General features: G+C 56.7%; 17 protein-coding genes. 7 read left to right on the top strand and 10 right to left on the bottom strand.

Annotated elements, in window-relative coordinates:
- Positions 1-15 precede the first annotated feature (15 nt).
- The 4 genes from J7J49_RS16870 (at position 16) to rnk (ending at position 4,523) form a co-directional block, all read left to right on the top strand.
- Positions 16-726, top strand: coding sequence for a FadR/GntR family transcriptional regulator (locus J7J49_RS16870; protein WP_215094242.1), 711 nt, complete (start codon positions 16-18; stop codon positions 724-726).
- Positions 727-757: 31 nt separating this feature from the next.
- Positions 758-2,281 (top strand): aldehyde dehydrogenase (NADP(+)), encoded by a 1,524-nt coding sequence (locus J7J49_RS16865; protein ID WP_215094240.1) that lies wholly within the window; start codon positions 758-760, stop codon positions 2,279-2,281.
- Positions 2,282-2,644: 363 nt separating this feature from the next.
- Complete coding sequence (gdhA, locus tag J7J49_RS16860) at positions 2,645-3,997, top strand: NADP-specific glutamate dehydrogenase (protein WP_215094238.1); 1,353 nt, start codon at positions 2,645-2,647, stop codon at positions 3,995-3,997.
- 112 nt (positions 3,998-4,109) lie between these two features.
- Positions 4,110-4,523 (top strand): nucleoside diphosphate kinase regulator, encoded by a 414-nt coding sequence (gene rnk / locus J7J49_RS16855; RefSeq protein WP_215094236.1) that lies wholly within the window; start codon positions 4,110-4,112, stop codon positions 4,521-4,523.
- A gap of 346 nt (positions 4,524-4,869) precedes the next feature.
- Here the strand turns inward: rnk and J7J49_RS16850 are convergent, their stop codons facing one another.
- The 6 genes from J7J49_RS16850 to J7J49_RS16825 all read right to left on the bottom strand — a co-directional run bounded on the left by J7J49_RS16850 (position 4,870) and on the right by J7J49_RS16825 (position 11,164).
- Positions 4,870-6,852: a 2Fe-2S iron-sulfur cluster-binding protein gene (locus tag J7J49_RS16850; RefSeq protein ID WP_215094234.1), complete on the bottom strand. Its 1,983-nt coding sequence runs from the start codon at positions 6,850-6,852 to the stop codon at positions 4,870-4,872.
- Positions 6,853-6,872: 20 nt separating this feature from the next.
- Complete coding sequence (locus tag J7J49_RS16845) at positions 6,873-7,508, bottom strand: glutathione S-transferase family protein (protein ID WP_215094232.1); 636 nt, start codon at positions 7,506-7,508, stop codon at positions 6,873-6,875.
- A 135-nt stretch (positions 7,509-7,643) separates the two neighbouring features.
- The gene (locus tag J7J49_RS16840) at positions 7,644-8,552 is read right to left on the bottom strand and encodes a LysR family transcriptional regulator (RefSeq protein ID WP_215094230.1); all 909 of its coding nucleotides are present in this window, start codon (positions 8,550-8,552) and stop codon (positions 7,644-7,646) included.
- Between the two features lie 2 nt (positions 8,553-8,554).
- Positions 8,555-9,502 carry a LysR substrate-binding domain-containing protein gene (locus J7J49_RS16835; RefSeq protein ID WP_251048367.1) on the bottom strand — a complete coding sequence of 316 codons (948 nt, stop codon included), beginning with the start codon at positions 9,500-9,502 and terminating at the stop codon, positions 8,555-8,557.
- Positions 9,503-9,563: 61 nt separating this feature from the next.
- On the bottom strand, positions 9,564-10,757 hold the full coding sequence (locus tag J7J49_RS16830; RefSeq protein WP_215094228.1) for a glycosyltransferase family 9 protein: 1,194 nt from the start codon (positions 10,755-10,757) through the stop codon (positions 9,564-9,566).
- Positions 10,758-10,771: 14 nt separating this feature from the next.
- On the bottom strand, positions 10,772-11,164 hold the full coding sequence (locus J7J49_RS16825; RefSeq protein WP_215094226.1) for a DUF6165 family protein: 393 nt from the start codon (positions 11,162-11,164) through the stop codon (positions 10,772-10,774).
- A gap of 348 nt (positions 11,165-11,512) precedes the next feature.
- Here J7J49_RS16825 and J7J49_RS16820 point away from each other — a divergent pair, with 348 nt between their 5' ends.
- Positions 11,513-12,367, top strand: a complete 855-nt coding sequence (locus tag J7J49_RS16820; protein ID WP_215094224.1) for a sensor domain-containing diguanylate cyclase — start codon at positions 11,513-11,515, stop codon at positions 12,365-12,367.
- Here the strand turns inward: J7J49_RS16820 and J7J49_RS16815 are convergent.
- A complete protein-coding gene (locus J7J49_RS16815; RefSeq protein ID WP_215094222.1) occupies positions 12,364-13,023 on the bottom strand; it encodes a GntR family transcriptional regulator in 660 nt (219 codons plus the stop codon). The genes J7J49_RS16820 and J7J49_RS16815 overlap by 4 nt on opposite strands.
- A gap of 106 nt (positions 13,024-13,129) precedes the next feature.
- Here J7J49_RS16815 and J7J49_RS16810 point away from each other — a divergent pair, with 106 nt between their 5' ends.
- Entirely contained in the window at positions 13,130-15,172 is a 2,043-nt protein-coding gene (locus tag J7J49_RS16810; protein ID WP_215094220.1) for a TonB-dependent receptor family protein, read from the top strand.
- Positions 15,173-15,263: 91 nt separating this feature from the next.
- Positions 15,264-16,412: an ABC transporter substrate-binding protein gene (locus tag J7J49_RS16805; protein ID WP_251048366.1), complete on the top strand. Its 1,149-nt coding sequence runs from the start codon at positions 15,264-15,266 to the stop codon at positions 16,410-16,412.
- Between the two features lie 75 nt (positions 16,413-16,487).
- On the opposite strand, the gene argE is transcribed toward J7J49_RS16805, so the two are convergent.
- From argE to J7J49_RS16790, 3 genes are read right to left on the bottom strand one after another with little or no spacing between them, the layout of a single operon-like run.
- Positions 16,488-17,660 (bottom strand): acetylornithine deacetylase, encoded by a 1,173-nt coding sequence (argE, locus tag J7J49_RS16800; RefSeq protein WP_215094218.1) that lies wholly within the window; start codon positions 17,658-17,660, stop codon positions 16,488-16,490.
- Positions 17,651-18,409 carry a FadR/GntR family transcriptional regulator gene (locus J7J49_RS16795; RefSeq protein ID WP_215094216.1) on the bottom strand — a complete coding sequence of 253 codons (759 nt, stop codon included), beginning with the start codon at positions 18,407-18,409 and terminating at the stop codon, positions 17,651-17,653. Before J7J49_RS16795 ends, argE begins: the two co-directional genes overlap by 10 nt.
- Entirely contained in the window at positions 18,406-19,821 is a 1,416-nt protein-coding gene (locus tag J7J49_RS16790; RefSeq protein ID WP_251048365.1) for a YfcC family protein, read from the bottom strand. The genes J7J49_RS16795 and J7J49_RS16790 overlap by 4 nt, the downstream gene beginning before the upstream one ends.
- Positions 19,822-19,896 lie beyond the last annotated feature (75 nt).

The raw sequence follows: 19,896 nt of genomic DNA, 5'->3' as shown, positions 1-19,896 counted from the left end.
GGGAATGACCAGACGATGAGCACCACGAAACAAACCTCGGAAAAGAAGCTGGCCGACCTCGTCTATGACGGCATCTTCTCGATGATCGCCTCGGGGGAAATATCGGAGAACGTTAGGCTTCCCAGCGAGGTAGAGCTTGGCCGTCACTTCAGTGTATCCCGCCCAGTGGTGCGCGAGGCGCTCGCCCGGCTGCGGGATGATGGACTTATCCAGTCGCGGCGTGGGTCGGGCAGCTACGTGATGCGCAAACCCGATGCCAACGTTTTTCGCTTCGTAGAAATCGGCTCGGTCAGCGATATCCAGCGCTGCTACGACTTCCGTGTCGGGTTCGAGGCAGGTGCCGCGGGCCTAGCCGCAACGGCCTGGCGAGCTCAGGAAATGGCCGAGCTGGAGAGCGCCGTCGCCGAACTCTCCCAGGCGCTCTCCAAGGGGGAACTCGCTGTCGATGCCGACTCCCGGTTCCACCGAGCAGTTGCCGCAGCGACACGCAACTCCTACTACATTTCGGTGCAGAACTCCCTGGATCAGAACATCCGCTTCGGGATGAACCTTGCCTTGAACCTCTCACTACTCAAACCAGCGGCCCGCAACAAGATTGTTCTTGAAGAGCATGCGGAGATCATTGAAGCGATCCGCCAGCGGGACGCCACCGCTGCTTCGCAGGCGATGGCAAGGCACATCGATAACGCCCGCAAGCGCATGTTCGAAGGCTGCGAAACCACTTAACTGACGCCCAGTAGAGCGTTAAGGAGACCTAATGCCGTACACGCCATCCGGAAAGCACCTTATTGCAGGTGAGTGGGTGACAGAAGCGAACACCTTCGCCTCATCACCAGCCCACGGCCCTTCCCACCTCTTTAGCGTCGGCACGCCTGAACTGGTGAATCGCGCCTGCGACGCTGCCGAAGCCGCCTTCGAAAGCTATGGCTACACCACCCGTACCGAGCGGGCGCACTTTCTGCGCACTATCGCCGATGAAATCGATGCACGCGGCGATGCGATAACCGAGATAGGCACTCAAGAAACCGGGCTGCCGGAAGCACGCTTACAGGGCGAGCGGGGCAGAACCACCGGCCAGCTCCGCCTGTTCGCCGACCACATCGAGGCTGGCGACTACCTGGATCGCCGCTTCGACCCGGCACTGCCTGACCGCTCGCCGGCCCCACGCCCTGAGATCCGCCTGGTTCAGCGCCCGATCGGCCCCGTGGCGGTGTTTGGCGCTTCGAACTTTCCGCTCGCCTTCTCCACCGCTGGCGGCGACACCGCCTCGGCGCTAGCCGCGGGCTGCCCGGTGGTGGTAAAGGGCCACTCAGCCCACCCAGGTACCGGCGAGATTGTTGCTGAAGCCATCGCGGCGGCCATTGTGAAATGTGGCATGCACCCTGGCGTGTTCAGCCTGATTCAAGGCGGCAACCGTGCAGTAGGCGAAGCGCTGGTGACTCACCCGCACATCAAGGCCGTCGGCTTTACCGGCTCCCTGACGGGTGGTCGTGCGCTGTTCAATCTCTGTGCCGCCCGCCCGGAACCCATCCCCTTCTTCGGCGAGCTGGGCTCGGTAAACCCCATGTTCATAATGCCCGCAGCGCTTTCCAGCGATGCTGAGGCCCTCGGCAAGGGCTGGGCGGGGTCGATGTCCATGGGGGCTGGCCAATTCTGTACCAATCCCGGTATCGCCATTCTTCCAGAGGGCGATGCCGCAGATCGTTTTGTCGCCGCCACCCGGGAAGCGCTCGCAGATAGCGCACCCCAAACCATGCTGACCGACGGCATCGCCGAGGCCTACCGTAAAGGTAAAGCGCATTTTGAAGCGCGCAGCACCGTTCAGACCGTGCTGGCCACCGAGCAGACAGGACGCACCGCTTCGCCCAACCTTTACGAGACGAACTTGGTAGCGTTCCTCGCCGACCAAACGCTAGGGGAAGAGGTCTTCGGACCGCTCGGCTTGGTAATAAGAGTTAAAGACGCCGAAGAGATGCAGCAGGTGGCGCGCAACATTGAAGGTCAGCTCACCATCACCCTGCATATGACCAAAGACGACATACCCTTGGCAAAACCCCTTATGCCGCTCATTGAGCGCAAAGCGGGTCGACTGTTGGTTAACGGATTTCCGACCGGGGTAGAAGTAGTCGACTCGATGGTTCACGGTGGCCCCTACCCTGCCTCGACTAACTTTGGTGCCACCTCGGTGGGCACAATGGCCATCCGCCGCTTCCTGCGTCCGGTCAGCTATCAGAACGTTCCCGCCGACCTCCTACCCAAAGACTTAGTAACAACACAATAGCCGCAGGAATGCTCTGCTTTAGATAGGCCCACGTGCCATGTGCGCGTGGGTCTTGTATGGAGTGCCCGACAACTATTGCCAACCAGGCCACCGCAAGAGAACGGGAGTGCCGGGTTGTCGGCAGGCAGCACATTTCGGCGCTATTAAAAAACCTCAACCGCTGCAAAACGTTTATCCATCGTTTACTGGGTTATGAGAAATAACTGAACCATACCTTCCCGATGCATACTTTCGTCTAAATTCCCCAGCCTATTTACCCATACCGAACCTGCATAGGCTATGCACAGCAGCATGCTGCCAGTTAAATATTCCAACGCTCTGGCCAGCCAATACTCTGTTGAATAACGATGAAGATATGCTCCGATGCCTTACGTTCACGATACGCTGACACGACTTAATAAAAGCAGCCCTGCACAAGCAGAATTCTATCAGGCCACCGAAGAAGTGCTGGAATGCCTGCGCCCGCTCATCGAGCAGAGCGATTACTACCACCACCACAGCATTATTGAGCGAATAGTCGAGCCCGAACGGCAAATCATGTTCCGGATAAGCTGGGTGGATGATGCTGGAAAAGTACGGGTCAACAAAGGCTACCGCGTCCAATTCAACTCTGCCCTAGGCCCTTACAAGGGCGGCTTACGATTCCACCCCAGCGTTACCTCGGGCACCATCAAATTTCTCGGCTTTGAGCAAATTTTCAAAAATGCATTAACCGGCTTGCCGATCGGCGGCGGGAAAGGCGGCGCCGATTTTGACCCGAAAGGAAAATCGGATAACGAGATCATGCGCTTTTGCCAGGCGTTTATGAGCGAGCTCTACCGTCATATTGGCCCCCACTGCGATGTGCCGGCAGGTGATATCGGCGTTGGTACGCGTGAAATTGGCTATCTCTTTGGCCAGTACAAGCGGCTCACCGGCCATTATGAAGGCGTACTCACCGGCAAAGGGCTGAACTGGGGAGGCTCGCTTGGCCGCAAAGAGGCCACCGGTTACGGCGCGGTGTACTTTGCACAAAACATGCTGGCTGCCCGCGGAGAAGAGCTGCGCGACAAAACCTGCCTGGTTTCCGGCGCTGGCAATGTCGCCATCTACACCATTGAGAAGTTATACGAGTTCGGCGCTAAACCGATCACCTGCAGCGATTCACGTGGCACTATCTACGATAAAAGCGGTATTGATCTAGGCTTACTCAAACAGCTCAAAGAAGTGCAGCGCACCTCGTTAGAAGCCTACTTACACGAGCATCCTGACGCGCACTACATTTCTACACGTGACTACCCTCAGGGTGGGCATGCCGTATGGCGTATTCAAGCTGATGCAGCGTTCCCCTGCGCCACCCAGAATGAGCTGACCGCAAGCGATGCGGAAAGCCTACTTGCGAATGGCATCACGTGTATTAGTGAAGGGGCCAACATGCCCGCTACAAAAGAGGCCGTCGACCTGTTTCTAAACGCTAAAATTGCCTATGGGCCAGGTAAAGCCGCCAATGCAGGAGGCGTCGCTACTAGCCAGCTAGAAATGGCACAAAATAGCAGTATGGAGCAGTGGCCACTGGAAAAAGTCGACCAAAAATTAAAACAGATCATGGCCAATATTCACCGCCAGTGCGCCGATACAGCCGAAGAGTTTGGTGATAAAACCAACTTGGTTCTGGGCGCCAATATTGCAGGCTTCAGAAAGGTGGCTGATGCCATGATTGAACAAGGAGTCACGTGATCGTCTTTACTTTATAAATCGCTTATACTTTTAAAAGCACGCAGTCCTTCCTTTATTGGGGAAGGGCTGTTTTTTATTGGTTTAAACTTATTGCTTTCCAAGGAGAGTAATCATGCGACAACGTCCTGCTATTATTATTAACCGCCTTGATGCCGAGCGCCTCCAGCGCTTAATCGACAATGCATCTGATAAAGACATGGCCGTGGCCCAGCTACTAGAGGAAGAATTAGCGCGAGGTGAAGTCCGCGACCCAGAAGATATTCCGGATGATGTTGTCAGCATGAACAGCCAGGTTCGCTTCACTGACCTCACCCGTGGGCTTAAGATGATTCGAACGCTGGTCTACCCGCATTCACTGGAAAGCGTAGCAGATGGTATTTCGGTCATGGCACCCATTGGCGCGGCATTGATTGGCCTCAAAGTGGGCGACATCATCGAATGGCCGTTACCTAATAATACCGAAACACGGCTACGTATCGATGCCATTTACTGGCAGCCCGAGCGCGAAAAGCAGTTCCACCGATAAGGTGCGAAAGAAAGTGAGCTAGCTCCGCTAGCTCATGATGAACAGCAAATACCGCCAGTAATACCATATGGAATACGCAAAACAGGTAGATGTGATCGTCTGGTATCCGGCCATGATGACTTTGATCTGCTGATCAATAACATCCGTGATAAGCATGAAAAAAATTAGCGTTTATAGCGTCAACAATGAGCAAGGACAGTGATATATAGCTATATAGTGAGTTTTTACTGGATTAAATTTAATTTATGAAGACTTAATGTAGCGTTTAAACGATGGCGCTGCGAAAGCTGATAGCGCCGTCTGGCACGCTACCAGTAACAAGTGGCAGTACCAGTATACGTACCGCCTACGCAAACTCGATCTCTAACCTCCCCGAGTGCGCCGCTGGCCGGGCGCTGCAGAGCAGGATTTCCCCGGCTGGTGCTGATATGCCATTCGGATAGGTCACTTCCCCCTGCACTAACAGGCAGGCGCACTCACCACAGCTGCCGCTTCTGCACCCATAGGCAGGCTGAAGCCCGGCTTTCTCGGCGGTTTCTAACAGGCTTTCGCCCGGCTGCCAGTGGGTAACGACGTTTGAATTGGCAAAGCTGACTTCTACCGCCTGTTCTGCAACGGGCGCTGTAAACGCTTGTGCCAGCGCTGAAGGGCCAAACGCTTCCGTGTGTATCTGCGCGGCTGATAACCCGAGCTCTAACGCCTCCTGATGGTAGCGCTGAACAAAAGCCGCGGGGCCACAAAGATAGAGCTGCACCTCGGCAAGCGCCTGCTCGCTAAGGAACTGTTCACTAAGAGCACGTTCCAGCGACACCCGACCAGCCATCCACTCTTTTCGAGCAGTCGCCGCACCCGTTACATGGCGCCGCAAACGCAGCCCTCGCTGCTCAAGGTCGAGCAGCTCCTCACCGAAAGGCGCCTCAGCCATAGCGCGTACGCTCTGAACTAACGTCACCGGGCCACGGCCTGCAGCGGTTAGCTCATGGGCCAGGCTGACTAACGGCGTAATACCGATGCCGCCGCCCAGTAGCACCCAGTGGGCGCGCTCCACCCCGCTGGCCGCCGCTGTAAACGAACCCGTTGGTTGACTGACGGCTAGCTCCGAGCCCACTTTTAGAGCTTGGTGCAAGTAACGCGAGCCTTCTCCGTCTGCCTTGATACTGATGCGGTAGCTCTTTTCGCGGCGACTGCCGGATAGCGTATAGCTGCGCACCAGCGGCGTGCCATCCAGACGCGGCACACGCAGCGTGATGAACTGCCCAGCTTCAAAAGGAGCCAGCGCTATGCCCTGCTGACAACTCTGCAAGTATAAAGAGCGAATCTCGGGTGTCTCCTCCACCACGGCGGTCACCTGAACACGCTGTAGAGCGGAAGGCGCAAGCGCCTGCCAGGGCCCATGGGGTTCAGCCTCAACTGCTACTGCACCTGCATGACTACGCCAGCGCAAGGCCCCCGGTCGCCACACGATATGCCGTGGCGTTAAACACCAGTAGCGTTCAGCGCCGGGATAACGCGCCCCAACGGTCTCTTCGTCCACCATCTGCGCTTCGCCGGAGAGGTGCAGCACATCGCCGCCGACAAAGTCAGGTATTACCAATGCAGCGCGACCGCTGGCCAGCACGTTACCCAGGGTGTTGAAGAATTGATTGCCTGCAAAGTCAGGCAGGATCAGATCAGCCCCCTGGCGGCGAATAAACCCCGCTTGCCCGCCGCGATGGGAGGCGTCCACCTGCACACCCTGGTCGGTACGCGCATAACTCCCCACAAACGCCGTTAACGCCTGATCAATATGCGCCAGCAACGGCTCTGGCAACTGATCGAGGGTCGCGTCACGCAGGGTTAACACGGGGCCCGGCTGGGGCTGCACCGACCTCATTGCCGACCAGTCATGAATGTACTGGGGGCAGTTGCCGAAGGCGTAAACGACTTCTAGCTGCCATTGGCCTGCTGAGCCCCGCAACACGCCATTGACCCGATTACGCCGGCGCGTGGGTAGCTCGATACCCAGCAGCCCCAGGCTAGTACCGCTGGTAAGCAGCGGTATAAGGGGGTCATCTGCAGGCGGGGTTATGGCGAGATCGAGCCGTGTTTCGTCAGAAGCCTGAACAAACCCCGGCGCCCCCTCCAACAGCGTGATCCACGGCCAGCCGTCACTGTCCACCGCGGCCGCAGCCACAAACGGCAGTTGAGGAAAAAAGTGCTGCAGTTGGGGTGTTAGAAAAGGCCGCATCACCTTGCTGCCAATCTGCGCCATCTGTTGCTCCACCCCGACCACGCGCTGCAAGGCAAGCTCGCCCGCGTGCCACGGGCTGGTAGTGACGGCGTTTTCCACTCTCGACTCCTGGCGGGTAATCAGTTCACTAGGCCTACTTTGGTGACAGCCATAGGCACAAAGCCTGCCAGCGCTTCGATACGCTGCAGCCAGGCACGGATATGCGGGTAGGGTTCCAGCGACACATTGCCTTCGGGGGCGTGAGCGATATAGCTGTAGAGCGAAACCTCCGCCAGGGTGGCCTGCTCTCCCGCCAGGAAGGGCTGATCAGCCAAGTGAGCATCGATAATTTCAAACAGCGCGTGAGCATCGGCAATCAGCGGTTCAGGATCGAACGGAGCATTAAAGACCGTCACCAAACGAGCCTTCATAGCGGAGTTTGCCAACGGCCCTGCCGCCACGGAAAGCCAGCGCTGCACCTGGGCTTGAATCAGCGGATCGTCCGGCAGCCAGCGGCCAGCGCCCTGCCCAGAACCATAGCGGCGCTCCAGATAGACCAGAATGGCATTGGAATCCGCCAGGATAACCCCCTGGTCATCAAGCACCGGCACCTGTGCGAAGGCGTTCATATCAAGAAAAGGCGATGCCTTGTGCTCGCCCGCGGCGAGATCGACATCAATAAAAGTGGCGGGCAAGCCAAGCAGCGAAAGCATTAGCTCGATGCGATGGCAGTGGCCGGAAAGCGGGTGGCGATAAACCTTGATAGCGTTGGACATGGATTGGCTCCCTGAATTAGCTGTTTAAGCACTGGCGAACGTCAAAGCCGTTAGCGACGTTGCCTATCCTGAGCGAAAACAAGAAGCGCAAGAATAGTGATTTTGAACAACAGAAAATTGTGCTGAATGAAATAATCAATCGGCCAACTGCTGCCGCAGCCAGGGGGTCGCGAGTTCCAAAAATGCCATAACGCTGGCAGGTGCCCGCATGCCAAGGGCGTAGGTCAACGCCAGGGAGTGCGCCGCAGGCCAGAGTGATTCAGCGACAGGTTCGAGCACCCCCTGCTGGCAAGCCCGGCGCGCCTCTAGCTGATAGCAGCACACGATACCCGCGCCCTCAATGGCGGCCCGCAGCGCGGCACTAGATGCGCTAATGGTCAGCCTCGGTTCAAAGCGCAGGGATTGGCCTGCAGCTAACGGCCAAACGGGTGCCAGCCCCTCCTGTGAGCAGTGAATAAGCGCGTGGCGGGCCAAGCTACTCAGGCTATCCGGCCGCCCCGCCTTATTTAGATAGCGGGGGCTGGCAAACAAGCCAATGCGCAAATCGCCCAACTGCCTGGCGTAAACGGCGGCAGGCGGCGGCCCGCGCATCAGGTGAAGGTGCGGCGGTGCTTGCGTTCCAATTCGATGGGAGTGCTCATCGGCCAGCAGGCAGACCTTCAATGCCGGGTGCTGCGCTTGCAACCGCAGCAACAGCGGCAACAAGAGGGGTTCTAGCAACGACTGGGGCGCCTGCAAACGTAGCGTGCCGTTAAGCTCGCGGTGCTCCTGGCGCGCGCTGGTTTCGGCGTCGGTTACCGTGTGGATCAGCGGGTCGGCGTGTTCGCGCAAACGCTCGCCCGCCGCCGTCAACGTACTCCCCCTGGCCGAGGTAGTGATCAAAGCGACACCCAGACGCTGCTCCTGAGCGCGCAGCAGGCGGTGAAGCTTGGGCGCCGACACGCTGCTCGCTTCAGCCGCGGCTTGCACGCTGCCGTGCCTGGCAACAGCAGATAGCGCCATTAAGGCCTCAAAGTGCAGCGGCGATTCAGGGGGGAGCGCCATGGTCAGCCGCGGTAGGCGAGCGCCGGGTCGGCACGCAGCCGCTCGGCAAGAAAATCAACGAAGGTGCGCACGCTGGCAGCGCGCCCACGGCCTGCCGTTACCCAAATATTGATAGGAATGGCCACTGGTTCGAAGCGCGTTAACACCCGCTGTACCCTACCTTCAGCTTCACTGGCAGCCACCTGGTAAGACAACAGCCGCGTAAGCCCGGCACCCGCCTCGACCGCCGTTAACGCCGCGTGAATAGCGCTGATGCGCAGCCGTGGCGAAGGCGTTACCTCAATGCGCTTGCCCTCTTCCTCAAACCACCAGTGGCCACTCAAGTTGCCGCCTTCAGCCACCACCGTGGGCAGCGTTTCCAGCTCAAGGGGGTGGGTTGGTTCACCGTGTCGGGCTAACCACTCGGGGCTGGCGCAAACCACTTGGCGCACTTCACCAACCGGCACGGTCAAGTGTTGGCAATCCTCGGGCACATGCCCGATGCGCACCGCCACATCGACGCCCTCTTCCTGTAGGTTAACCGGCCGATCGATCAATTCGGCACGCACCTGCACCTCCGGGTATTGAACCAGATAAGCGACGATTTGTGGGGTAACGAAGTACTCACCAAACAGCACCGGCGCGGTCACGTTTAAAAGACCGCGTGGAGTAAGATAGCTACCGGTCGCGGCGGCCTCAGCCTCGGAAAGCTGTGCAAGCACCTGCTGAGCATCCTCCAGATAACGACGCCCCGCCTCCGTTACGTGTACCTGCCGTGTAGTGCGCTGTAACAACGCAACGCCCAGGCGTGCTTCAAGCGCCGCCACCGCCCGAGTCACCCGAGGAGGCGACAGTTCAAGCTGCCGCGCGGCAACCGAAAAACTCTCTAGCTGAGCCACCGCTGCAAATACACGCATCTCTTCGAATCTATCCAAGGTCGCTCCAGGAGCAGCGGTAGAAATAACTGCCATATTTTACATCGCCACCAGCGGATAAAGTAACGCCCCCCGCTCAACCGCCCTCACAAGGCGCTTAACTTACGTTTTCTTCCACCCACTGATCTAGTTTCATCGTGACATCTTCGACAGTGACCATCGCCATTGCCCCATCGAATTCAGCTTTGGCGCCCCAGCGGGCCTGAGATACGGTCTTGCCAGTGAATTTTTCTAGCGCTTCTGGATAACGGTTAACACACCATTGCACAGAACTATAAGGGCCTGACCGATGAGGATTACTGGCAGCAAACAGGCCTAACACGTCGGTACCCACCGCGCTGGCTATATGCGCGGGGCCGGTATCCGGCGCGACCAGCAAGTCAGCGTGAGTCAGTAGTGCCGTTAGCTGTTTGAGATTATCCTGGCCGCAAATATTGGTGGGCACCTCTTTCATGCTAGCGGTGATCGCCTCGCAGTACTCTATCTCGGTGGGAGATGGGCTACCGACCAACAGCACATTCATATCATGCTGCCGAATAGCGTAGTCAGCTAAATGTGCGTAGCGATCGACGCTCCAGTTCCGCAAGGAATGGCTGGCACAAGGGCTGATGACAAGGTTTTTACGATGAGGGTCTAGCTTGGCCCAGGCAAATTCATGATCCCCTTCTTCAAGCGGAATGGACCATCTCGGAGGGGCAGCAGTAAGCCCAATCGGCTCAAGAAAACTGGCAAGACAATCCCTGACATGCTGTTGCGGCGCAGGGGCTATGCGGCAATTAATAAACAAGCTATGGAGATCTTTACTACGGGCTTTATCGTAGCCCACTTTTAACTTAGCGGGCACCAGCGCAGCGACCAAATTAGCGCGTAAAGAGACCTGCATATGAAGCAAGACATCAAATCGTCGGCCTTGCATTGCCTGACGAAATTCATGGTAACCCCGCCAACCGGCATTTTTATTGAAAACAACAAACTCCACACCCGGTATGTCACCCACTAATTTTGCCTCAAGCTTGCCAATTACCCAGACAATATGGGTATCTGGGTAACGCTCTTTAAGCTCTAAAACAATAGGAATGACGTGGGTAACATCACCAATGGCAGACAAACGAAGCAAACAGATTGAATTAATCAATGGAACCCCTTGTTGTATTATTTTAATAATTGAGTTAAAAGCTGGACATATCGATAGCGACCATTCTCCTTGTAGCGATATAATATCCTTATTGTTAATTATCGAAGATAATAAAATAATAACTACCGAAGATGACCAAACTTCAAAAGCACCCATCTATTAGCTTTCACTCAATAAGCTGAATACGATTTCTCTTCTATAAGACGTGAACCCAGTAATACATTGACTTCTTTTTTGATTGCAGCACGCCTATCGTTAGTTAAATAGACAGAGCGTGCCAGCTCAATAAACACGGCTCCAAAGTCCTGACTTTTCTCATGATCGCGAATGGAATCTTCAATATCCCACAGCTGCTCATTGATGCTCCTCAGCTGGCCACGCAGTTCAGCTACTTCGGGGCTATCCGGTATCTCATCTTCCCATGCCTCACCTAATTCATTTAGCTCTTGGTGAACATTTTCAAGCTTATGCTGATCTTTAATTCGCGCTGACTTAATCTCAAGGATGGTAATTTTGTCCAGCACCTCGCCAAAAGAAATCGCCACTTCCATTGCATCTGCCATTCTCAAACACCCTTATTTACTCGTGAAAATTAACCATTCCTGTGAACATAGAAACAGGGCCAATCCAAACCCATAAAACGGGCTTAGTGAGATGCCCTGCGCTCAATGGCACTTTTACGGTATCCCTCTCAGGACACGCCCGAACGCTTCAAGTTCCAAGGCGTATAAATCCACTCACTACACCTGTGCTAGGCTAAATTAAGCTTCACCGCTAACCGATGCCCCATCTGCACAGCCATTGATCAACAGGATTTAGGCAGCGCCTCTTTCCAACGTTGACAGAATTCTTATCGCCTCTCTTCGCGATTGCTCTATAGTCGAAGAATGCTAACCGGATGAGCCCAGCCTATGGCCGTTGACCTGCAAGCGCTCTACCCCAAACTGATTCATCTAATGCTGGACGCCGTCTTCGTGGTCGATAAAGATAACCAGATTGTCTTTGTGAGTGATGCCTGTGAGTCACTACTCGGTTACGCACCCCGCGAGTTGATTGGCACCCTGATTACTAACTACATGCACCCTGACGATTTAGCGGCCACACGGGACTCCATTGACCGTGTGATGAACGGCAAACCCCACATGGATTTCCGCAACCGCTATATCCGCAAGGACGGCGGCATCGTGCATATCCTGTGGGCTGCCCGCTGGTACGAAGAAGAAGGTGTGCGGATCGGTGTCGCGCGAAATGTCACAGCGCTTATGCAGGCCGAGGAGGAACTACGCTATCTTGCTCACCATGATCCACTGACAAAGCTGACCAACCGAGCGCTATTCTATGATCGGTTGGTCTCGGGGATAAGTGCGGCCCACCGTCACCAGAACATCCTGGCGTTGCTGTTTCTGGATATTAATGACTTCAAGGGCATCAATGATGTTCATGGGCATGCCGCGGGAGACCGAGTGCTCTGCACGGTAGCCAGACGGTTGGAAGGCTGTGTGCGAGAGACGGATACAGTCGCCCGGATGGGCGGCGATGAATTCACAGTGCTGTTAACGGATATCAAGTCGACAACGGCTGTGACGGAAAAGGTAGATCAGATACTCACCGTCATGAGCGAGCCATTAGGCGCTGAATTTGGCGAAGTGAGCATGCCATCTTGCAGCATCGGCGTGGCCTGTTATCCCGAAGATGGAAAAGACGCAGATACCCTACTAAGCCGTGCAGATAGCCATATGTATCAGATCAAAAGGCGCAGCCGTTAGCGGGTGATGCGCTCTTGCCACGCTGTTAAGTGACGCTGTACGACACCCTGTAGCCCCAAAACATCGCCAGCATCTATTGCTTCAACCATCGCATAGTGCTCGCGTATACTCCGCTCGACCCCGCCAGCCTTGGGCCATCCCGGCCCGGCCCCACGCATGCCCTGTTCACGCAACCAATTCACTTGATCGGCTAACTGCCGATTGCCAGCAAGCACTGCTAGCGCTCTGTGAAAGGCATGATTGCTGAGAAACATGGCTTCACCATCGCCCTTACTGGCAGCGTATTCAAATTGGGCACAAGCCTGCCTAACTGGTTCCATCAGTGCCTCAGTTCTGCGTGCCATCATCAATGGCGCCATGGCAAGCTCCACCACTAGGCGAGCTTCAGTGAGTTCCAGGCGCTCTTGGTGGCTCCAGCGCCTAACTCGATAGCCCCGGTGGGGCACATGCTCAATGGCCTCCGCTTCCGACAAACGCTCCAGGGCACCTCTCACAACAAAACGGCTGACGCCATATAGCTCCGCAAGGGCATCTTGACGCAACCAACTATCAGCGGGGAAACGCCCGCCCCCCATACCGATTCTCAGCTGCTCCTTTAGCCAGCTTTGGTCTTTTTCTTGACGTGCGGTTTCTTGACGTGCTGAAGCCTGATCCATTCCTAAGCTCTCCTTTGCTCTTCACTCTAATAATTTCTTGCAGATTGGCGCCAATTATTTATGATACCCCACTCGCTTATGATAATCATTAACAAGGGAACATCGTATGCATTACCTTCGCGTACTGCCTTTGGTCATCGCCGCCGCCTCTCCGTTGGCCTGGGCTCAACAGCAAGCACCTGCCAGTAAGCTCGAAACGCTGGTTGTTTCCAGCGACTGGTTAAGCGCCACTCGCACTGACCCAAAGACCACGCCAGGCGCACGCCAGATATTGGAGGGTGAGGCGCTACACGGTGGCGATATTCGTCAGCTTGAAGATGCGCTAGCCCAGGTACCGGGCATCCACGTACAGGATGAGACCGGTACGGGCGTGCTGCCAAACATCGGCATTCGCGGTTTATCACCACGCCGTAGCGAGCGGGTACAAATTTTAGTGGACGGTATTCCGGCTGCCTTGGGCCCCTACAGCAATATCGGTGTTTCACTATTCCCGGTAACGCTGCCCACGCTAGAACAAGTTGACATTGTGCGGGGTGGCGCGGCGGTTCACTACGGCCCAAACAACGTGGGCGGAGTGCTCAATTTCGTCACACGCGGCATCCCCGCAGAGAAGGAAGCCCAGTGGCGCGAGCGCCTGACGGTAGATGACGCCACCGGCCATGTGCTCAGCGATCATTACCTGCGCGCAGGCGGGCAAGTGAGTGACAACCTGGGGCTCCAGTTTCAAGCCAACCTGATGCGCGGCGAGGGCGGGCGCGAGCGCAGCCAAACGCAGGTCGATAATTTCATTTTAGATGCCGATTACCAACTCAATGATGAACAATGGGTCGATGGCCAACTGCAGTACTACAGCGTAGACACGGATCTACCTGGCGCACTAACGCCAGACGCCTACGCCCGAGACCGCAGCGATTCTCAGCGTCCCTACGACCGTTTCGAGGCGGACACATGGCGAGCCCACGCGACCTGGCATTGGCAACCCAGCAACAATATAGAGATAAGTTGGCGCCAATTTGGCCACCAGAGTGACCGAACCTTCTGGTTTGGCCAAAACTTGAGCGGTGCGAGCCATTGGTCTGACCCAGGCGAGCCAGCCACCCATGTCGCCGACTCCCCGCGCAGCTTCTCAGTATGGGCCAGCGAGCCCCGCGTCGCTTGGCAGTTGGGTGATCACACTCTGATGATGGGCGCTCGCTATCTGGAAGAAGATGTCGACTTTGATGTCAACCGCCGCGCTGTCGGTAGTGAAACTGCTGCCCCGGTTCGTCGCTGGGACTTCAAGACCCGCGCAATGGCCGCTTACCTAAGCGACACTTGGCAGCTAGGCGGTGGCTGGGAAGTCACCCCGGGTATTCGCTACGAGCATGCAGAGATGGACTACGTCGATACCTTAAATGGCGGTCGCGATGAGAATAACGCCGCTGCTTGGCTGCCCGGCCTTACCGTCGGATATGCGGCCAACGAAGCGTGGTATTTGTTCACTTCCGCCCAACGGTCGTTAACCCCGGTGCAACTCGCGCAGATCACCAACCCAGGCGATGTATCAAACGAGACAGCCTGGAACCATGAGCTTGGGGCACGTTACCAATCTGGCCCCTGGCAAGCAGAGGCCACGGGGTTCTTAATCAACTACGAGGATCAGGTCGTCAAGCAGCCAGATAATAGCCTCAAGAACCTCGGAGAAACCCGCTACCAAGGGCTCGAGACACGACTGGCCTGGGCGCCGAATACCCTGCCCTTCAGCCTGGAAGGCACCTGGACCTGGATCGATACTGAGCAACGCAGTGGGGAGTTGGCTGGCAACGAGGTGCCCAACGCACCCAATCACTTGCTCAACCTAATGGCGCGCTGGGAACAGGGCCGCTGGTTCGGCAATGTCGGCGCCCGCTACGTCGATAAAAGCTTCGCCGATGCAGCCAACACCGCCCAAGAGACTGCGAACGGCAGCACCGGCCCATTGCCTGATTACTGGTTAGTCGATACCAGCTTAGGCTACCGACTGCCATTCGCCAGCGCAGCAAGCTTAACCTTGGGTGTGCACAACCTGACCGACGATGATGCCTATTTCCGCGGGGTAGACACCAGCCCGGTGGGACGAGTGCCGTTACCAGGGCGCGCCTACAGCTTAGGATTGGATGTCACCTTTTGAGTCGACGGCGGGCTGCTGACATCAGCCCGCCAGCACGCGCTGTTTTATAAAGACCGTTCTATATAGGTCATGTTTGATTAAGGAACGAGGGATGTCCGCTTTGTTTAAGCGTCGTCTAAGACGACGACTATGGCACTTATGCTTGATGGTTTTGACGGTTAGCCTGGCGATGCCTGCACTGGCGAGCTCGCTGGAGGTAACCGACTTGGCCGACCGCAAGGTTCTATTGCCCGATAACCCACAACGAGTCATCTTGGGCGAAGGTCGGCTGCTGTATACCCTTGCCGCTCTCCAGCCTGACGACCCTTTCCAAAACCTTGTGGGTTGGCGTGATGAACTCATTCGCTTCGATGAAGACGTCTGGCAACGCCTTCAGCAGCGTTTCCCCCACGCCGAACAGTTAGCGCGTTTTGGCAAAGCGGCCACCGGTGAATTCGATCTCGAACAAGCCATTGCGCTTAATCCAGACGTGATTGTTTTTGATCTGAGCGCCTGGCCTGCATTACGTGAAGGCTCGGCGCTAGGCACATTGGAGACAGCCGGGGTAGCGGTGGTATTCGTGGATTTCTTGACCCAGGCAGACCAGCATATGGTGCCCAGCCTGAGGCTGATGGGACAAATCTTCGCTGACGAAGCGCGGGCCGAGGCACTAATTACCATGCGTCAGCAGGCGCTTGAAGACGTCGCCAAGCGCCTGCCTAAGCCTCTGCAGCGGCCGGATGTTTTGATCGAAACAGCGGCGGGGCTGCATCCAGAGTGCTGCCGAAGCGTCGGCGATGACAACCTGGGCCGTGTGGTGCGATTGGCCGGCGGGCATAACATTGCCGCTGAGCGACTGCCGGGCCTGTTTGGCCAACTGCACACTGAGTGGATACTGTCTCGAAATCCTGACGTCATCATTCAAACCGGGGGCGACTGGCAGGTATTGAGTAGCCGCTCGATTCCACTGGGCTATGACGTCTCAGAGGACGAAACCCGTGCCGCCATGCGGGCGTTGATCGCGGCGCGGCCAGGGTGGTCGACGCTCAAAGCGGTGGAATCAGGCCGCGTGCATGCACTATGGCACCTGTTCTACAACACACCCTTTCAGTTTATCGCCGTTCAGCAAGTTGCAAAGTGGCTACACCCTGATGCCATGGCAGACCTGAATCCTGCCGCAGCTTGGCAATCTGTACACGAAAACCTACTGCCCTACCCGCTGGAAGGCACTTTCTGGGCCGATTTGGAGCCTTCGCCGTGAAGGCTTGGCGGCCTGCCAACGACGTTCTGAGGCGGATCACGGTGCGCACTTATTGCATTGAAGAAGATAGCTTTATCAGCTTACGGCCATCTTCTCACCGAGCGCCTGCATAAAGCGACTGCCCGCTTCGAGTTGGTCGATGTCGATATACTCATCGGGCTGGTGGGCCTGGCTGATGCTGCCGGGACCGCAGATCACTGTGGCCAGACCTTCGCGCTGGAACTGGCCAGCCTCGGTAGCGTAGGCCACCGCGCCGCCCACCGCCTGCTCGCCGAGCAGCGCGTGGCATAGCGACAGCGCTTCGGCATTGTCGCGGTCGGCCAGCGCCGGCACGGTGGCATTCAGCGTCTCGGTGACGATGCTGGTTTGCGGGACGCGCTGCTGCATCTCGGCTTCGAGCTGGCTAGCGTAGTCGGTGACGCGGCCTAGCAGTTCGTCGACACTGTCCTGGGGCAGGTGGCGAATCTCCCAATCGAAGCTGCACTCCCGGGCCATAATGTTGGTCGCCGTCCCGCCGGCGATCTTGCCGACGTGAAGGCTGGAGTGCACCACATTGAAGGCCTCATCCACACGCCCCTCCGCCTTGAGCTCGCTCATGACGTCTTCGATCTTGGTGACTAAGCGTGCCGCCACATGGATTGCCGAGATCCCCTGGTTGACTTGGCTGGAGTGAGCGGCATGGCCAGTCACGGTGGTGCGCAGGTTGGTGGCGCCTTTTTGCGCCACCACCGGTGCCATCGAGGTGGGCTCGCCGACGATTACCGCTGCCGGGCGCGGATGGTCGGCCATCAAACGCTCGATCATCCGCGGCGCGCCCACACAGCCGATCTCCTCGTCGTAGGAGAGCGCTAGATAGATCGGCTTAGGCAGCGCTAGCTGAACCCAGCGCGGCACCTCAGCCAAGGCGCAGGCGATAAAGCCCTTCATATCGCAGGTACCGCGGCCGTAGAGGCGACCATCGCCCTTGTCAATCAGCTTGAACGGATCACTGGACCAGGGTTGGCCGTCCACCGGCACCACATCGGTGTGCCCCGACAGCACCACGCCGCCTTCGACAGCGGGGCCGATGCGCGCTAGCAGGTTGGCCTTGCTGCCATCATCACTATCAATGCGCCAGTGCTGTACACCGTGTTCATCTAAGTAGGCCTCAACCCACTCGATAAGCGCTAAGTTGGAGTCGCGGGACACAGTGGGAAAGCCCACGAGTCGATCAAGCATGCTGGAAGCGTTGGGCGTTGTCAGGGACATCGTGGATCCTCACTTGAGTCATTGGAGGGACGGCCGCACTCGGCCACAGCGGCTACCTTGGCCATATAATCTTGGGCGGCCTCCATATGGTCATACATTAGCTGCGCGGCGCGCTCGGCGTCGCGGGCGCGAAAGGCCTCAATTAAATCAAGATGATAATCGTGACCGTAATAGTTCAGATCAATGCCGGTCAAGGCAGGGTCGTACTGCTGGGCAACCACTACCTTGAGCAACAGGCCGTTCAGAAACTCGATCAGAAAGCGCAGTAACGGATTGGGCGAAGCAGCGGCGAGCAGATTGTGGAAGTTGATTTCATCTTCTCTCTCCGAGACACCGCGCCCGTCGCGCCGATAGCTGCAGCAGCGCCCGGCGGTGGCCGTCAACTGGGCCAACGCTTCCTCGCTGAGTAGCGGTGTTACTTGGCGCGCCAGTGCGGGTTCCAGCAGCTTGCGAAGTGCGTAGATGTCTGGAATCGATAGATCACGACTAAAGCAGAAATTCCATAGCATTTCGTTGGCCGTGTCGGCGCTGACTTCGGTAACACCGGCCCCTCCTCCGGGGCCGCTTTTTACCCGTACCAAGCCCTGAGTTTCGAGCGACTTCAACGCTTCACGAAGTGTCCACTTACTGGTTGAAAAACGCGCAGTAAGGGCGGACTCGTTCTCCAATTTGGCGCCGAGCGGCAGCTCACCGGACAGAATCCGCTGCCGCAGCCCCTCGGCGATCTGATCTGAACGCTTCTGGCTCATGCAGGCCCCCAGCCAATCATTACCGCAAACGCCAGAAACCCCCAACTAAGCAGAAAGAGCTTGACTAGCAGCGGAAAGAAGAAGCGCACCCAGCGATCGTAAGGCACCCGAGCAATCGCCAGCATTGCCAAGGTGCCACCGGAAGTGGGTACTATCAAATTCGTCAGACCATCGCCAACCTGGAACGCCAGAATAGCGGTCTGGCGGGTCATACCGATTAGATCCGACAGCGGAATCATTATCGGCATGGTGGCCATAGCTTGCCCACTACCCGAGGGAATAAAGACATTGATAACCGAGTGCACCAATGTCATCGCCAGCGTTGACAACAAAACAGGTAGCCCGGCTAGCGGCTCAGCCAGACCGTGGACGATGGTGTCACCGATACTCCCTTGCTCAAGCAGTACCTGGAGAGCGCGCGCCAACCCAACCAGCAGAGCGCCGGTACAAACCGCAGCGGCGCCCTCAAAGAAGTAACGATTGATGTCGGTAGGTGAGAGTTTAGCCATCGCGCCTATAGCGATCGTCATGGCGATGAAAACACCAGAGATCTCATTGATATACCAGCCATGGGCGAAAACGCCATAAAGCATAATGCCGAGGCCAACGACAAAGGTGCCGATGACGCGTAGATCTGAAGCCGATAGTCGATACTCGCTGATTGGCTTATCAAGCGACACATTTTGTTCTTCACTTTCGAGCAACGATGCACTTGAGTCCTCACGCAAACGCTGCATGTAGCGACTGGTGTGATGGGCCAGAAGGGCCAGAGCGCATAGGCATAGCACGCTTCTCAAACCGGCACCGGAAAACATCGGCAATTGTGCGATTTGGTCGGATACGCCAACGGTGTAAACGTTGATCGGTGAAGTCGCAAAGCCAACCCCAACGCCACCGAGGGCAATCGCCGTGCCTACCAGCCGGTCCCCGCCCATCGCAAGCCCCAATAGAACGGCAAGAGGAATCAACGCAATGTTGTTCTCATAACCGACCGCGACCCCCAAGGCGCCGAAGACGAAAGTCATCAACCATATCAATATGGAAGGACGCTCGTGCCCCAACCGCTTTACCAGTGTGCCGACCAGATTCTCCAGTGCACCGGTGGCTTCCATCACTCGGAACAAGCCACCACCGATGAAAACGATAACGATGATGCTCGCAGCACCGATCATGCCAAGTGGAATGGAATGAAAGATCGAAAGGAATGATGGGGCCGCCTGATCAATGAGATGGAATGTCCCAGGAATCACCGCACTGCGACCATTGATATCATGGCGATCATAGCTACCAGCGGGGATGATCAGCGTTAACACCCAGACCACGCAAATCAGACAGAAGATGAGAATGGCGGGATGGGGAATACGTTGATACCAAGGCTTACGAGACGTTGTGACCGCATTATGTGCCTTCATGAGCACCTCCTTTTTGATATTGATGTTGCTTTTGTTGTGCTGGGCGCTCAAAGCCATGTGAGGAGTTGTTATCAT

It is taken from the genome of Halomonas sp. ISL-56 (assembly GCF_018612805.1).
In the GTDB taxonomy this organism is placed as follows: Bacteria; Pseudomonadota; Gammaproteobacteria; order Pseudomonadales; family Halomonadaceae; genus Vreelandella.
This window is presented reverse-complemented; position numbering and strand designations above follow the sequence as displayed.

Excerpts from the sequence above, each read along its gene's own strand:
- J7J49_RS16870 (WP_215094242.1), top strand. The coding sequence starts at position 16 with ATGAGCACCACGAAACAAACCTCGGAAAAGAAGCTGGCCGACCTCGTC.
- J7J49_RS16865 (WP_215094240.1), top strand. The coding sequence starts at position 758 with ATGCCGTACACGCCATCCGGAAAGCACCTTATTGCAGGTGAGTGGGTG.
- gdhA (WP_215094238.1), top strand. The coding sequence starts at position 2,645 with ATGCCTTACGTTCACGATACGCTGACACGACTTAATAAAAGCAGCCCT.
- rnk (WP_215094236.1), top strand. The coding sequence starts at position 4,110 with ATGCGACAACGTCCTGCTATTATTATTAACCGCCTTGATGCCGAGCGC.
- J7J49_RS16845 (WP_215094232.1), bottom strand. The coding sequence starts at position 7,508 with ATGTCCAACGCTATCAAGGTTTATCGCCACCCGCTTTCCGGCCACTGC.
- J7J49_RS16840 (WP_215094230.1), bottom strand. The coding sequence starts at position 8,552 with ATGGCGCTCCCCCCTGAATCGCCGCTGCACTTTGAGGCCTTAATGGCG.
- J7J49_RS16835 (WP_251048367.1), bottom strand. The coding sequence starts at position 9,502 with ATGGCAGTTATTTCTACCGCTGCTCCTGGAGCGACCTTGGATAGATTC.
- J7J49_RS16830 (WP_215094228.1), bottom strand. The coding sequence starts at position 10,757 with ATGGGTGCTTTTGAAGTTTGGTCATCTTCGGTAGTTATTATTTTATTA.
- J7J49_RS16825 (WP_215094226.1), bottom strand. The coding sequence starts at position 11,164 with ATGGCAGATGCAATGGAAGTGGCGATTTCTTTTGGCGAGGTGCTGGAC.
- J7J49_RS16820 (WP_215094224.1), top strand. The coding sequence starts at position 11,513 with ATGGCCGTTGACCTGCAAGCGCTCTACCCCAAACTGATTCATCTAATG.
- J7J49_RS16815 (WP_215094222.1), bottom strand. The coding sequence starts at position 13,023 with ATGGATCAGGCTTCAGCACGTCAAGAAACCGCACGTCAAGAAAAAGAC.
- J7J49_RS16810 (WP_215094220.1), top strand. The coding sequence starts at position 13,130 with ATGCATTACCTTCGCGTACTGCCTTTGGTCATCGCCGCCGCCTCTCCG.
- J7J49_RS16805 (WP_251048366.1), top strand. The coding sequence starts at position 15,264 with ATGTCCGCTTTGTTTAAGCGTCGTCTAAGACGACGACTATGGCACTTA.
- argE (WP_215094218.1), bottom strand. The coding sequence starts at position 17,660 with ATGTCCCTGACAACGCCCAACGCTTCCAGCATGCTTGATCGACTCGTG.
- J7J49_RS16795 (WP_215094216.1), bottom strand. The coding sequence starts at position 18,409 with ATGAGCCAGAAGCGTTCAGATCAGATCGCCGAGGGGCTGCGGCAGCGG.
- J7J49_RS16790 (WP_251048365.1), bottom strand. The coding sequence starts at position 19,821 with ATGAAGGCACATAATGCGGTCACAACGTCTCGTAAGCCTTGGTATCAA.